Origin of the sequence: Kushneria phyllosphaerae (assembly GCF_900312995.1) — a bacterium.
In the GTDB taxonomy this organism is placed as follows: domain Bacteria; phylum Pseudomonadota; class Gammaproteobacteria; order Pseudomonadales; family Halomonadaceae; genus Kushneria; species Kushneria phyllosphaerae.
The window spans coordinates 476,058-490,978 of the sequence record NZ_ONZI01000001.1; the positions used below are offsets into that span (position 1 = coordinate 476,058).

Annotated in this window: 11 protein-coding genes; 7 read left to right on the forward strand and 4 right to left on the reverse strand. The window is 62.9% G+C overall.

Annotated elements, in window-relative coordinates:
• Window positions 1–51: 51 nt before the first annotated feature.
• A complete protein-coding gene (locus KSP9073_RS02085; RefSeq protein WP_108841294.1) occupies window positions 52–1,446 on the forward strand; it encodes an APC family permease in 1,395 nt (464 codons plus the stop codon).
• A 246-nt stretch (window positions 1,447–1,692) separates the two neighbouring features.
• A complete protein-coding gene (locus KSP9073_RS02090) occupies window positions 1,693–3,060 on the forward strand; it encodes an APC family permease (protein WP_243409077.1) in 1,368 nt (455 codons plus the stop codon).
• A gap of 125 nt (window positions 3,061–3,185) precedes the next feature.
• Here KSP9073_RS02090 and KSP9073_RS02095 read toward each other — a convergent pair whose 3' ends face one another.
• Window positions 3,186–4,808 (reverse strand): GMC family oxidoreductase, encoded by a 1,623-nt coding sequence (locus KSP9073_RS02095; protein ID WP_108841296.1) that lies wholly within the window; start codon window positions 4,806–4,808, stop codon window positions 3,186–3,188.
• A gap of 200 nt (window positions 4,809–5,008) precedes the next feature.
• Entirely contained in the window at window positions 5,009–5,449 is a 441-nt protein-coding gene (hpaR, locus tag KSP9073_RS02100) for a homoprotocatechuate degradation operon regulator HpaR (protein WP_108841297.1), read from the reverse strand.
• Between the two features lie 349 nt (window positions 5,450–5,798).
• On the opposite strand from hpaR, the gene KSP9073_RS02105 reads away from it, so the two are divergent.
• The 5 genes from KSP9073_RS02105 (at window position 5,799) to KSP9073_RS02125 (ending at window position 12,466) form a co-directional block, all read left to right on the forward strand.
• On the forward strand, window positions 5,799–6,779 hold the full coding sequence (locus KSP9073_RS02105; protein WP_108841298.1) for a helix-turn-helix domain-containing protein: 981 nt from the start codon (window positions 5,799–5,801) through the stop codon (window positions 6,777–6,779).
• 58 nt (window positions 6,780–6,837) lie between these two features.
• Window positions 6,838–7,761, forward strand: a complete 924-nt coding sequence (locus KSP9073_RS02110; RefSeq protein WP_108841299.1) for a SphA family protein — start codon at window positions 6,838–6,840, stop codon at window positions 7,759–7,761.
• An 8-nt stretch (window positions 7,762–7,769) separates the two neighbouring features.
• Window positions 7,770–8,996 (forward strand): MFS transporter, encoded by a 1,227-nt coding sequence (locus KSP9073_RS02115; protein ID WP_108841300.1) that lies wholly within the window; start codon window positions 7,770–7,772, stop codon window positions 8,994–8,996.
• Between the two features lie 16 nt (window positions 8,997–9,012).
• Entirely contained in the window at window positions 9,013–10,458 is a 1,446-nt protein-coding gene (locus KSP9073_RS02120) for an amidase (RefSeq protein WP_108841301.1), read from the forward strand.
• Between the two features lie 316 nt (window positions 10,459–10,774).
• On the forward strand, window positions 10,775–12,466 hold the full coding sequence (locus tag KSP9073_RS02125; protein WP_165814123.1) for an amidohydrolase: 1,692 nt from the start codon (window positions 10,775–10,777) through the stop codon (window positions 12,464–12,466).
• Window positions 12,467–12,552: 86 nt separating this feature from the next.
• Here the strand turns inward: KSP9073_RS02125 and gabD are convergent, their stop codons facing one another.
• Window positions 12,553–14,004 carry an NADP-dependent succinate-semialdehyde dehydrogenase gene (gabD, locus tag KSP9073_RS02130; protein ID WP_108841303.1) on the reverse strand — a complete coding sequence of 484 codons (1,452 nt, stop codon included), beginning with the start codon at window positions 14,002–14,004 and terminating at the stop codon, window positions 12,553–12,555.
• Window positions 14,005–14,068: 64 nt separating this feature from the next.
• Window positions 14,069–14,872, reverse strand: coding sequence for a 4-hydroxy-2-oxoheptanedioate aldolase (gene hpaI / locus KSP9073_RS02135; RefSeq protein WP_108841304.1), 804 nt, complete (start codon window positions 14,870–14,872; stop codon window positions 14,069–14,071).
• Window positions 14,873–14,921: the final 49 nt, after the last annotated feature.

Genomic DNA, 14,921 nt, shown 5'->3' on the forward strand with positions numbered 1-14,921 from the left:
TCAGGGTCAGCCAACAATAATGTCGAATGCGCGCCGCGGAGGTGATGAATCATGCTCGAGACCACGAAAACGGTGACCATGCCGTCTGCCGGCAAGTCGCTCCGGCAGGGCATTGGCTTCAAGACCATGATTGCGATCTGTGTAGGGACCGTGGTGGTGCAGGGTGCCATGGTGTCGGCACTGGTGGGGTTCGGGCTCGGGGGCCTGAGCTTTCTGGCCGCGATGCTGGTGGCGGCCCTGCTGGCGCTGTGTAACGCCATGACCTTCTCGGAACTCTCACTGATGTATCCGCAGGCCGGGACGCTGGCCACCTATACCCAGAAGGCCATCGGCCATTTCCCGGCCATCGTGTCGGTGTTTGCCGGCTACGTGGTGGTGGCCATCTTCGCGATTCCTGCCGAATTCCTGCTGGTGGATGCCCTGCTGCAGACACTGTTTCCCGCAATGCTGCCCTCGCATCTGGTGCCGATTCTGCTGCTGGTGATCCTTACGGTCCTCAACATCCTGGGCACGGATGTTTTTGCAAAACTCCAGAACGTGTTCACCTTTGCCATGATTGCCGCCATTTTGCTGGTGGGCGCCACGGCGCTGATTCAGTCGCCGTCGCCGGAGGTGTCGCAGACCGCCGCCGGTATGGTCTGGGGGCTGGGAGGCATTGCCGATGGCAGCTTTATCGGTCTGGTGGCGCTGGCCATGTGGATGTTTGTGGGCTGCGAGTTTGTCTGCCCAATGATCAATGATGTCCGCCAGCCCGAAAAGCGCATTCCCCGCGCCATGTTTCTGTCGCTGGGTATCGTGTTTGTACTGTTCACGGTCTTCTGTCTCGGTGCGGGCCATTATCTCTCGACCGAGACCCTGACCACCTCGCCGCTGCCGTATCTCGATCTGGTCAATGGCGTCTTCGGCAAGGTCGGGCTGATCATCGCCACCGTGATGGGGATTACCGCGACCTGCAGTACGGTCAACACGGTGCTGGCCGCCGTACCGCGCATGCTGTCGGGCATGGCCGATAACGGCCAGGCCTTCAAAATCATGGGCAAAATGCATCCGCGCTATAACACGCCCTGGGTCGGCATTATCTTTCTGGCAGTGGGGGTCATCATTCCCTTTTTGCTGATCAGGCCCGATCAGATCATCTCGCTGGTGATCGCTGCGGCCACCAGCTGGCTGCTGGCCTATATCGTTGCGCATATCGACGTGATCGTGTTGCGCCGGCGGCGTCCCGAGCATCGTCGCCCGTACCGCACTCCCTTCTACCCGGTACCTCAGGTCGTGGGCATTGCCGGCATGGCCTACGTGGCCGCCAATGCCGCCCCCTCACCTGAAATGACAACCACGATCTATACGCTTCTGGGCGTGGTGCTGGGCATCGTCAGCCTGATCGCCATCGTCTGGGTCAAATTCAAAATGAAAAAGGGCCTGTTTGAGCCGGATTCAAGCCACTAGGGACCACCTGGATCCACCGGGTGCCCTCCCTTTTGGTACCCGGCTGTGCCGAAGCAGGCCGGGGCAGGGAAAGAAAAATTTCTGGCAAGAGCAAACAAGAACGGCGTGCTCATCGGGCGCAGATTGGCGTATCAGGAGGGGATGCCCGCGTGGGTATCCGCCAGCCGTTGGTATCCGCCAACAACCGTGCCGGATGTATTTCGCAGAGGTCCTCTGATTATGCTCGACATCATGAAGGCAAGATCAATGTCAGTGGCCGTCGCCCCGGTTCGACAGGCCATTGGCTTTAAAACCATGATCGCGATCTGTGTGGGCTGCGTGGTCGTTCAGGGGGCCATGGCGTCGGCGCTGATGGGCTTTGGTCTCGGGGGCGTGAGCTTTCTGGCGGCCATGCTGGTGGCGGCCTTTTTTGCCCTGTGCAACGCCATGAGTTTTTCGGAACTCTCGTTGATGTATCCACAGGCCGGGACGCTGGCCACTTATACCCAGAAGGCGATCGGTCATTTCCCGGCGATCGTCTCGGTCTTTTCAGGCTATGTCGTGGTGGCGATGTTCGGATTGTCCGCCGAGCTTTTGCTGGTGGATGCCCTGTTGCAGACGCTGTTTCCTTCAATGTTGCCGCCACATCTGGTGCCGCTGCTGTTGCTGGCAGCACTGGCCATGCTCAATATGCTGGGCACGGATGTGTTTGCACGGCTTCAGAACGTATTCACCTTTGCCATGATTGCCGCGATTTTGCTGGTCGGTGCCACGGCGCTGATGCAGTCGCCCTCGCCGGAGGTGGTCCGAACGGCCGCCGGCATCAATTGGGGTGTCGGGGGCATCGTCGATGGCAGTTTTATCGGTCTGGTGGCGCTGGCCATGTGGATGTTTGTCGGCTGCGAGTTCATCTGTCCGATGATCAATGACATCCGTCAGCCGGAAAAGCGCATCCCGCGGGCCATGTTCCTGTCGCTGGGTGTCATCCTGGTCCTGTTTACGCTGTTTTGCCTCGGGGCGGGCCGCTATCTCTCCAGCGAGACGCTGACCACCTCGCCCCTGCCCTATCTCGATCTGGTCGATGGCGTGTTCGGCAAGGCCGGGCTGATCCTTGCCACCGTGATGGGACTGACCGCGACCTGCAGCACGGTCAACACGGTGCTGGCCTCGGTGCCGCGCATGCTGTCGGGCATGGCCGATAACGGCCAGGCCTTCAAAATCATGGGCAGGATGCATTCGCGCTTTAATACCCCCTGGGTCGGCATCCTGTTTCTGGCCCTGATCGTTGCGATCCCCTTTTTGCTGGTCAAGCCGGACCACATCGTCATCCTGCTGGTGGGCGCCTCAACGAGCTGGCTGCTCGCCTACATCGTGGCGCACATTGATGTCATCGTGCTGCGCCGGCGACGTCCCGAGCATCGCCGCCCCTACCGCACGCCGTTTTATCCGGTGCCCCAGGTGCTGGGCATCCTTGGCATGGCCTATGTGGCGGCCAACGCCTCGCCCTCGCCCGACATGACCCCCATGGTGTATACGCTGCTGGGCGTGGTGCTGGGGATGGTCAGCCTGATCGCCTTCGTGTGGGTCAAATTCAAAATGAAAAGAGGCCTGTTCGAGCCGGACATGGACGAATAGGTGCAGGGCCGTATCGCCTGCAGTAGAAAACGGGGCGCTTGTTATACAGCGCCCCTTTTTGCAGGTGTTACAGGTTTTGCAGGGGTTGACGGTGCTGAAGGGGTTGCAGGATTCCAGGACGTGTTTCAGGCGGCGCTGATCACCATGTCGGCGGCCTTTTCTGCCACGGCAATGGTCGGGGCGTTGGTGTTGCCGCCGGGCAGGGTCGGGAAGACCGAGCAGTCAATGACGCGCAGCCCGTCAACGCCATGGACCTTCAGCTCGGTATCGACCACCGAGTGTCTGGCATCCGCGCCCATGCGGCAGGTGCCCACCGGGTGATAGGTGGTCTTGCAGTACTGGCGGATGAAGGTTTCAAGCGCCTGCTGATTGTCAGCCATGTTCTGCGACATCAAATAGCGCGCCTCGGGGGGAGAAAAGACGTCGTCGATCGCGCCCGAGAGCGCCGGCGTATCAAGCAGCGCAAGCCCCGCGCGCAGCGAGCGCACCTGATGCTCAACATCCTCGGGGGCCTCGAGAAAGCGGGCGTCGATGGCCGCCGTTTTTGAACCACTCGGGCCTGTGAGGCGAACGTTGCCCCGCGAGACGGGACGCAGATGGCCGACCTTCAGCGTCAGGCCGTGGGTGCGCCCCAGGCCGATACCGTTGGGGTCGTCCCAGGTATCCAGCACCGGCATGAAGTGAATCTGGGTGTCGGCGCGTCCTTCTTTGGCGGTATCCAGAAAGGCGCCGCCTTCCAGTACGTTGGAGGTCATGAGGCCGCGGCGATGCAGGAGCCACTCGGCGCCGTGGCGCAGGGCTCGAAAACCGGCATCTTCACCGTACAGGGAGGTCGGATCCTTGAGGGTGGCATTGATCGACAGGTGCAGGTGGTCCTGCAGGTTGTCCCCGACCGGCAGGTCATGCAGGCACGTGATGCCCTGTTCACCAAGGTGGTCGCGGTGGCCGATGCCGGAGTTCATCAAAATCTTCGGGCTGCCGATCGCGCCAGCGCTGACGATGACCTCGCGGCGGGCATGCAGGGTCATCTCCCCTTTTTTGGCATGGCGGGCCTGGATGCCTCTGGCCCGACCGCCTTCAATGATGACCCGCTCGACGTCGGTATCGGACAGAATCGTCAGACGCGGATTCTGGCGTACCTCGCTCAGATAGGCCTTCGAGGTGCTGTAGCGTTCGCCGTTAAAGGTAGTGGTCTGGTAGTAGCCGACCCCTTCGGGGGCGTTGTCGTTGAAATCGTTGACGTAGGGCAGCCCACCCTCCTGACCGGCGCGCACGAACGTTTGGGTCAGCGGATGGCGGTAGCGGTTTTCGCTGACCTTCAGCGGGCCGTTATTGCCATGCAGGGGGCCGGCCAGCGATTCATTGCCCTCGCTTTTGATGAAATACGGCAAAAGTGATCTGTAGCTCCAGCCAAGGCAGCCGTGGTCGGTTTCCCAGCCGTCATAGTCGCTGCAATGGCCGCGGATATAGATCATGCCGTTGACCGAGCTGCTGCCGCCGATCAGCCGTCCCTGGGCGATCGACATGGCGCGATGGTGGGTCGCGGCGTGCGGAGTGGTCATGTAGGGCCAGGTACGGGTCGGAATGACCTTGCCGACCGCAGCGGGCATTCGAATCAGAAGCCCGGCATCCGACCCGCCGGCCTCGACCAGAAGGACCGAGGCCTCAAGGGTCTGGATCAGGCGGTGGGCAAGCACGCAGCCGGCCGAGCCGGCACCGATGATGATGTAATCGTAGTGATCCTGCATGTGATCTCCCTGACACATGACGATGCGCGTGGCGCGACAGGATCAGATTAAGAATCGGGCGAGTGGCTCAATTGACCGGCCATGACAGTTATTTGACCGTCACTGCCACGAGCCTGAAAGCGCCGCGCTATCCGGGGTATACAGGAGCTTCTTTGGTATAAGACGCCGCCATCGGGGCGCGTCAGAGGGTCTCCGAGGCGTCAGGGCTGATCGTCGGTGTCCAGCTTTTGAACTTCCTCGAGCAGGCTCATCAGGGTGCGGTATTTCTCCGGGCCGAGGCGCTGCTGAATGTTTTGATACTGGCGCATCATTTCATCCTTCATGCCTTCAAAAAGCTCGTTGCCTTTCGGGGTCAGGGTCACGCACAGGCGCCGCTGGTCGGTTTCGGGCTTCCAGCGACGCACCAGGCCGCTCTGCTCGAGACGCACCAGCACGCCGGTCAGGCTGGGGCGCAGGATGCAGGCCCGCTCGGCCAGCTGATAGCTTTCCAGCGTTTGCGCCTCGGCCTGGCAAAGAATGCGAATGACGCGCCACTGCTGCTCGGTGATGTTATTGCGATTGAGGTGAGGCCGGAAAAAATCCATGGCGGATTCACGGGCCTGAAGCAGTGCCAGAGTCAGGGAGGGGGTTGGGCGCGCCATGTTCTGCCTTTTCAAAGGGTCGCCGGAAATGATCCGGTTGTGGTGATCAAGGGTATGTGCCGCTCGTGCGACAGGACAGGATGGACAGAAGAGTGCGACCTCCAGGTGACCTGCCGCGAGAGGCGTGTAAAAGCGGTCTGTCGTGGGAAGTTGACCATATCATACTCGCCGGCCCGGGCCATATGCCCGCCGCTGAGGCGTTCTGGCGGCAGACAGTGCGGTGTGCCGATTCGGAGGCATGGCCTAACGTTGCATCGGCAGGCAAGGGGTTTCGCGCTAGATTGGCGGTGGCGAGGGAGCGCCTGACTATCACGGAAATCGATACCGATCGTGGAACGAGGATGGGTTCATGGGCGTTCAAAAGAAAGATCGACTCTCGCCGGTAGTGCTGTCCGGGCTGTCCTGTCATCACACCTGCAGCATCCAGCAGCATGTCGAGAACTACCAGGGCTGGGACCTGCAGCTCATGCAGCTCTCACAGGGGCGTTTTGAAGGCCGGGTGACACACTTTGAGCTGGAAGGGTTGCACCTGGTGCGTGATCACGCCAGTCAGGCGCTGCTCAAGCGCGGCGGGCTCGACAGCACGACCGTTGGCTTCAGCTTTCCGCTTTCCAGGCCCGATGATCCGCTGATCTGCCAGGGGCGGCGCTACGCCCATGCCGGCGTGCTGGCCGTCATGGGCGATAATCTGCCGGAGGTGCGCGTCGCGGCCAATCTGGATCTGCTCTCCCTGAGCCTGGACTATCAGAAACTGGCAATTCTGTCCGGCGAGGCCCGGGAGGTCATGGACAGCCTGCGCGCCGGGCCGGGCTATCTACCGGCGGCCTCGGGCTATCAGGCACTGACGCTGTTGTTTGATCTGGCCTGTCAGTGGCTGACGCTGCGCCCCGAGCTGGTGTGCCGTTCGGCATTGCGTGATGCCTTTCTGGGCCATGTCCTTGATATCGTGGAGCGCGGTCCGGTGGAGCGGATGACCCCGTCGGTGCGAAAGCGCGTGGTGGACCGTGCCCGGGAGGTGATCGATGCCCAGGATGGTGAGCCCATTGCCATCCCTTCCGTCTGTCATCGCATCGGTGTCAGCCGGCGCAAGCTGCAGTACTGCTTTCAGGAGTATCTGGGCATCAGCCCGGCCAGCTATGTACGCCTGGTCCGGCTCAACGCCATTCACCGCACGCTGGCCCGCGGTGACGCCCTGCACGTGCAGGATGAAGCCGTACGGTGGGGCTTTTTCCATCTCGGCCATTTTGCGCTGGAGTATCGACGCCTGTTTGGCGAGCGGCCATCGCAGACCCTGCAGCGTGGCCGACAAAATCCTGCCGAATCCGGATAACGGCCTCGTCCCGGGGCGACATAAGCTGGTGCACCACACTGTGATGACAAGGTGCACAATGAAAAAAATAGTCCCTGTCTGTCTCGCGCTGGCCGGTATGGCCTGCGCTGCTTCATCCTCTGCCACCGAAGGCGGTGCCCCCACCACGCCGATGGGGACCTACGAGTTCGGTTCCGGCTTTCTACCACCCACGACCCCGAACGGAACGTTCGGCCTGCGCACGGCCTATTACACGACCGACGACCTGCGCACCAGCGGCGGCAGGAAATCGCCCAATGACTTCTCTCTCGACGTGCTTTCGGTCGGTGTCGCCTATATCCGCATGACGGACCAGATGCTGTTCGGCGCGCGCTATGGCTTCGGCGGCGTGTTGCCCTTTTTCGACATGAGGGCCTCGCTGGACGTCAAGGCCGGCGGCCGTACCGTGTTTCAGGACGACGCCCACGTGCTGGCACAGGCCGATGTTCAGGTCATGCCGATCATGCTGGCATGGCAGCCCGCGCCGAACATGGGGGTCAGCGCCCAGTTCCAGATACAGGCCCCCACCGGGGAGTACGAACAGGATCGGCTGATCAACCCGGGGCTCAACCACTGGACCTTCTCGCCCATCGTGGGCTTTACCTACGTCACCGACGGCGGTCTGGAGTTCTCGACCCTGTCCCAGCTCGATTTCAATACCCGCAATACCGACACTGACTATCGCAGCGGCGTGGAGTATCGCAACGAGTTCGCCATCGGTCAGCACGTCGATGCCTGGACGCTCGGGCTGGGCGGGTATTACTACGACCAGATCAGTGACGACAAGAGCCCCAACCTGGTGTCGGAGGATGGCAATCAGGCCCGTGTCTGGGCGGCCGGTCCGGCCATCAGCTTCCTGTCGCCCGGTCTGCCGGCCGTCTGGTTTCACGTCTACAAGGAATTTGACGCCGAGAACCGCACCGAAGGCTATAACGCGGCCGTGCGCGTCGCCTACAGCTTCTAGGAGGCATCATGACAACGACACCTGTACATCGTCAGGCCGGCGCGCGTGAGGGCGCCATCCTGCTTTTGGGCAGCAGTCTGACCATTGTGGGGTCGGTCATGGTGGCGCCGGTACTGCCGCGCATGATCGAGGCCTTTGCGCCGACAAACCCGCAGGCCCCGCTGTGGGTGCCGCTGGCGATTACCGGCCCGGCGCTGGCGATCGCCCTGTTTGCACCGCTGGCCGGATGGCTGGCCGATCGTTTCGGCCGCAAGCGCATGCTGATGGTGGCCACGCTGTGTTACGCCCTGCTGGGCGCCCTGCCGGCGTTGCTGGACGGGCTGACGGCCATCGTGGGCGTGCGGCTGCTCTTCGGACTGGCCGAGGCCATGGTCATGACCGTGTGCGCCACGATGATTGCCGATTACTGGCAGGGCGAGCAGCGCCTGAAATACGTTAATCGCCAGGTCGTGACCATCGCCGTGGTCGGCGCTGTCTTCTTCGTCATTGGCGGCATGCTTGGCGAGCACTCCTGGCGCCTGCCGTTTTATCTCTATCTGCTGCCCCTGCTGCTGCTGCCGTTCATGGCGCGCATTCTGTGGGAGCCGGCCATATCACGCACGCCACCGGTACAGACCTCGCCACAGGCGACACCGGCCTTGCCGGACCGAGTGAACATGACCGCTCTTCTGGCCGGCTATCTGCTGGTCGGCATCGGCATGGTGATGAGCTTTGTGGTGCCGGTACAGGCGCCCGTCTTGCTGGTCCAGCTGGGCGTGACCTCCACCACCCTGATCGGGCTGGCCACCGGCACCGGGCTTCTGGCCTCGCTGGTCGGTGCGCTGATGTGGCCGCTGGTCCGGCGCACCCTGGGCGTGCGGGGCTGCAATGCACTGCTGCTGCTTTTGGGGTCGGCCGGGCTGATCGGTCTGGCGCTGGCACAGAGCTATGCCACGGTGCTGGTGTCGATCGTGATCCACGGTATTGGCATGGGCATGCTGGTGCCCAACGCCATGGCGCCGGTCATGAACGCATTGACCCCGACCCATCGCGGGCGGGGCATGGGCTTTTTTACCGCCTTTCTCTATCTGGGTCAGTTCATCAGCCCGCTGGTGATCGGCCTTGCCGCCTCGCTGGCCGGTGGCCTGACCAACGGTATTCTCGCCCTTGCCGGGCTGGTGGCGCTTTATGCCGCCATCTGGGGACTGGGCGCCTTTTTCAGGCGCCAGCCCCTGGCGAACGCTTCTCCCCTGTAGTTTCAGGAGCATCATCATGAGCCATGAACTTCATCATCTGCTGGATTCCCATGACGGCATTGCGCTGGGCGAGCGCGTCAATGCCGGCGACATCTCCCGTGAAGCACTTCTTGAGGCTGCCATCGAGCGGCTGGAGCGGGTCGAGCCAAGCCTCAATGCTGTAGTGGATCGCCTTTATGAGTCAGCTCGTGAGGAGAGTCGTCAGCCACAGCCCTCCGGCCGGTTGTTTGCCGGCGTGCCCACGCTGGTCAAGGATCTCTTCTCGCCGCTCAAGGGTGCGCGGATGACGCAGGGCTCGATCGTCGGCGGTGACGTCAGGGCCGAATTTGATGCCGAGGCCGTGGCGCGGTTGCGCCGTGCAGGCTGTCTGTTGATGGGCACCAGCACCTCGCCGGAATTTGGCACTTCCTACACCACCGAATCCACCCGCCACGGCGCCACGCGCAACCCCTGGGATCTCGAGCGCAGTACGGGCGGGTCCAGCGGTGGGGCTGCAGCGCTGGTGGCGGCGCGGGTGGTGCCTTTTGCCCATGGCAACGACGGCGGGGGCTCGCTGCGGGTGCCGGCGTCGTGCTGTGGGGTGTTTGGCTTCAAGCCGAGTCGTGGGCTGATGCCCTCGGGGCCGATGGCCGGCGAAGGCTGGGGCGGCATGGGCACCTCTCACGCCATTACGCGCTCGGTGCGCGATAGTGCCGCCCTGCTGGACGCTACCGCCGGCATCGATCTGGGCGCGCCCTACGCGGCACCCGTCAGTACCTTTTCCGCTCTGGAGGCCACCCGGCGTGATCCCGGCGCGCTGCGCATTGGCGTGATTGAGGGGCCCGAGCTGTCGCCGGAGGCGGCCAAAGTGGCCCGGCAGACGGCAGCGCTGTGCGAGTCGCTCGGGCATCGGGTCGAGCGGGTGACCCTGCCGCTGGAATGGGACGAGCTGTATCAGCGCTGTTTTGATGTGATCGGCCCCAGCACCCAGGAGCTGCTCGATACGATCGGGCGCATGCGTGGCCAGCCGGTCACGGAGGAGGAGATCGAGCCTCGCACGCGGGTCATGCTGCGTGAGCGCGGCCATATCGATGCCACGCAATACGTCTCGGCGATCAACTATATCCATGCACTGGGCCGCAAAATCGCGACCACCCAGCTGGAATTTGATGTGCTGCTCTCGCCAACGCTGGCACGCAAGCCGCCGGTCATCGGCACGCTCGACGCCTTCGATGACACACTCTCGCTGGATGAAATCATCCACGCCTTTCACAGCTACTGCCCGTTCACGGCGCTTTACAATGCCACCGGTCAGCCCGCCATGTCGGTACCGCTTTACTGGACCGATGACGGTCTGCCGCTGGGCAGCCATTTCGCGGGTCGTTTTGGAGAAGAGAATCTTTTGTTCTCGCTGGCCGCGCAGCTGGAGCGCGCCCAGCCCTGGGCCGCACGCGTGCCTGGGATCAATGCCTGCCTGAGCTGACAGCGCCCTTGCTGCCCGAATCCTGCGTTATTACTCCCCGGGCCACGCTCGGGGGGTGATTCTTCCTTTCTTATCCGTCAAGCCGGGCTCGCAATGACCGGCATCAGGCAGGCAGCATCAAAAGCCTGGCAGGCTCGTCCAGGACGTCCCTTCCCGTTCGATCAAGCATGCTGAAGGGGGCCCGGCCACCGTGTTGTCATGTGTCCCATCGATCCCCCTTAAAGATGTCCTCCTCGCGCGGTGCTCCGTTGACCCATTCTGCGACGTCGAGGCGCTGACACAACCATACGGTGTATACGAAAGGGGGATGGGAAACATGAAAACATGGCTGACGCTGGCGCTTTGCGCCGTGGCGTGTCAAACGGGCAGTGCGCAGGCCGCCAGTGACGTGGCCGACCGGGTCTACCAGCACGGCAACATCGAAACCCAGGATGACCGTCGCACCCGCGCCGAGGCACTCGCCATCAAGGATGGCGTGTTTCTGGCCGTCGGCAGTGATCAGGCCATCAGCGGCTACATCGGCCCTTCCACCGAGGTGGTGGATTTACAGGGCAAAACGGTCATGCCCGGGCTCATCGATGCCCACGGCCACTATGTGCGCGGGTTTCAGCGTGCGCTGTTCAACTGCGATTTCCCGAGCAGCACCCCGGCGCCGGCCATTGCCGAGAAAGTCGAGGCCTGCGTGAAACGGGCAAAGCCCGGCGAGTGGGTCGTGGGCGGGGCCTGGGCGTCGAGCCATGCCAACACCGGCGGCGTCAACAAAGCGGTGCTGGATGCGGTCTCGCCCGATAATCCGGTCTATCTGCTCGATGACACCGGCCACAATGGCTACGTCAATTCAAAAGCGCTGGCGGCGGCCGGCTTCACCCGCGAGAAAGCCCGCGAGATGCCGGCGATCGTCACCGATGATCAGGGCGAGCCTACCGGCATCCTGCAGGAGGACGCCGCCGGCGCGCTGACCCGGATCATTCCGCCGATGAGCGATGAAAAATATCAGGCGGTGGTCAAACACGCCGTCGAGATGGCCAACCGCTACGGCATTACCACTTTTGTCGAGGCACGCACCGACCGACCCACGATCAAGGCCTATCACGACGTGGATGAGCAGACGGGTCTGACCGCGCGGGTAGTGGCCTTTCTTCAATACGACACCGACTTCAATGAGTCCAGAGAGACACAGCGCGAGACCGTCGCTCAACGCCAGAGTTACCTGTCCAAAAACGTGGACGCCAACAACGCCAAGTTCTACCTCGACGGCGTGCCGCCGGCGTTTACCGCCGCCCTGTTGAATCCCTATCAGACAGAGGCGCTGCACGAGCACCATCTGCCGGATGATTTTCGCGGCCATCTTCGGATGACGCCGGAGGCGTTGCGAAAGGATGCGATCGAGCTCGATAGACAGGGCATCACCCTGAAGTTTCATGCCGCAGGCGATGCGGCGGTGCGCGAGGCGCTGGATGCCCTGGAGGCCGTGCGTCAGGCCAACCCGAACGGCCATCTGCACCACTCCATCGCCCATGTCGGCATGGCGAGCCCGCAGGATCTGGCCCGCTTCAAGCCGCTTGATGTGACAGCCGACATCGCCCCGCCGATCTGGATAGAGGGGCCCTACAGCGACACCATGACCGAGGTGATCGGCAAGGCGCGCTACGCGCGAACGCCGCCGACGGCCGAGCTTCTAAAGGCCGGCGCCACCATCGCCTATGGCTCCGACTGGCCCTCCATTGCCGCCTCGATCAACCCCTGGCCGTCTCTGGCCTCAATGGTGCACCGCGATATCGGCCCCGAGCAGAGCATCCCGCTGCAGGACGCAATCGATACGATGACCCGCGGCGGCGCTTGGTCGGTCAACCAGTCTGCCGAGATCGGCTCGATCGAGCCGGGAAAATCGGCCGACATGATCGTTATTGATCGCGACCCGCTGGCCATCCCGGTCGAGGACATTGCAAAGACTCAGGTGCTGACAACGGTGTTTCGCGGCAGGACGGTTTATCAACGAGATGAATGACCGACCAGTCCTGTCATGACGATGGCCGCCTGGAAAAATGCCCCGCCCCTCGCGAGAGGGACGGGGCAATGTCGGTCAGGCGTGGGTTATTTGATCCCCATGCAAAGATATTTGACCTCGAGGTAGTCCTCGATGCCGTAGTGCGAACCTTCGCGGCCGACGCCCGAGGCCTTGATGCCGCCAAACGGGGCGACTTCCGTCGAGATGATGCCTTCGTTGATGCCGACCATGCCGTATTCGAGCGCCTCGCCCATGCGCCAGCTGCGGCCCAGGTTCTGTGTATAGACGTAGGCGGCCAGACCAAACGGCGTGTCGTTGGCCATGGCGATGGCCTCCTGCTCGGTGCCAAAGCGAAACAGCGGCGCCAGCGGGCCGAAGGTCTCTTCACCTGCCACGTCCATTGCCTGGATCACATCGCCAAGTACCGTAGGCTCGAAGAAGCTGCCGCCGAGTGCGTGGGTCTTGCCGCCACAGAGAATGGTCGCGCCGTGTTCGACGGCGTTGTCGATGTGGGCGCGCACCTTGTCGACGGCCTTTTGATTGATCAGCGGCCCCTGCTGGGCGCCCTCTTCTTCGGCGGGCGCCACCTTGAGCGCCTTCACCGCCGCGATCAGCTTCTCGCTGAAGGCGTCATAGACGGCGTCATGGACCAGAAAACGGTTGGTGCACACGCAGGTCTGACCGCTGTTGCGAAACTTCGAGGCGATCGCGCCTTCCACTGCGGCGTCCAGATCGGCGTCATCGAACACGATGAACGGCGCGTTGCCGCCGAGCTCCATGCTGACCTTCTTGATGGTGCCGGCGCACTCCTCCATCAGCTGGCGACCGATCTCGGTCGAGCCGGTAAAGGAGAGCTTGCGAATGGTCTCGCTGTGGGTGAGTTCGGTGCCGATTTCGCTGGCACGACCGGCCACCACGTTGAACACGCCGGCCGGGACGCCTGCACGCTCGGCCAGTTCCGCCAGTGCCAGCGCTGACAGCGGAGTTTCCGAGGCGGGCTTTAACACCATGGTGCAGCCGGCAGCGAGCGCCGGGCCGGCCTTGCGGGTGATCATGGCAATCGGAAAATTCCACGGGGTGATCGCCGCGACCACGCCGACCGGCTGCTTGATCACGATCAGGCGACGGTCGGGCTTGTCGTTGGGGATCACGTCGCCGTAAACGCGCTTGCCCTCCTCGGCAAACCACTCGATGAAGCTGGCGCCGTAATCGACTTCCCCGCGGCTTTCCGCCAGCGGCTTGCCCTGTTCCATGCTCAGGATGCGGGCCAGGTCTTCCCGGTGTTCCTGCATCAGCGCAAACCAGCGCTTGAGAATCAGCGACCGGGCCTTCGCGGTCAGGTCGCGCCAGGCCGGCAGGGCCGCGCCGGCGGCGTCAATGGCGCGCCGGGTTTCCGCTTTGCCCACGCGGGCCACGGTCGCGACGGTGTCGCCGTTGGCCGGGTTGGTCACATCAAACGTATCGCCGCTGTCGGCATCCACCCACTGGCCGTTGATATAGGCCTTTTGACGCAAAAGACTGGTGTCTTTGAGGTTCATGATCCATTTCCACATAAGGGGTCGACGGCACTGGCCGGGCCCGGGTGATCGAAAACAGGCAACATCAGTACACCGATGACGAGGGGGATTCGGGGGCGTCGCCGCCCTTGAACTCGCCGGCCAGCGCTTTCATGGCGTTCATCAAAAGACTGGTATCGACGCCCACGGCCACGAAGGTGGCGCCCAGCTCGAGATAGCGCCGGGCGAGCGTCCTGTTGGCCGAGAGAATACCGGCAGCCTTGCCGGCCTTTTGAATACGCGCGATGCCGTCCTCGATGGCGGTCTGGACCTCGTCATGACCCGGGTCACCGCGGTGGCCCAGCGAGGCACTGAGATCCGCCGGCCCGATGAAAACACCGTCAACGCCTTCGACGGCGGCGATCTCGTCGAGGTTTTCAAGCCCCTGTCGGGTCTCGATCTGCACCAGCAGGCAGATTTCACCGTCGGCCTGATCGAGATAGCCGGGAATGCTGTTCCAGCGCGAGGCGCGGGCCAGCGCGCTGCCCACGCCGCGAATGCCCTCGGGCGGGTAGCGGGTGGCGCGCACCAGCTCGCGGGCCTGCTCGGCGGTATCGACCATCGGCACCAGCAGGGTCTGCACGCCGATATCGAGATACTGCTTGATCAGCGCGGCATCGCCCACGGGCGGGCGCACGACCGGCTGGGCATCGTAGGGCGTGACGGCCTGCAGCTGCTGGAGAATGGTGCGCAGATCGTTCGGGGCGTGCTCGCCGTCGATCAAAAGCCAGTCAAACCCGGCATTGGCGGCCAGTTCGGCGCAGTAGCCATCGGCCAGACCCACCCACAGGCCGATCTGTGCCTGATGATGGGCAAGGGCCTGCTTGAAGGTATTACGGGGCATATCCATGAAGATTCTCCCTGACAGGTCGAAAGAGGCCACGGACGCCGTGACGCAT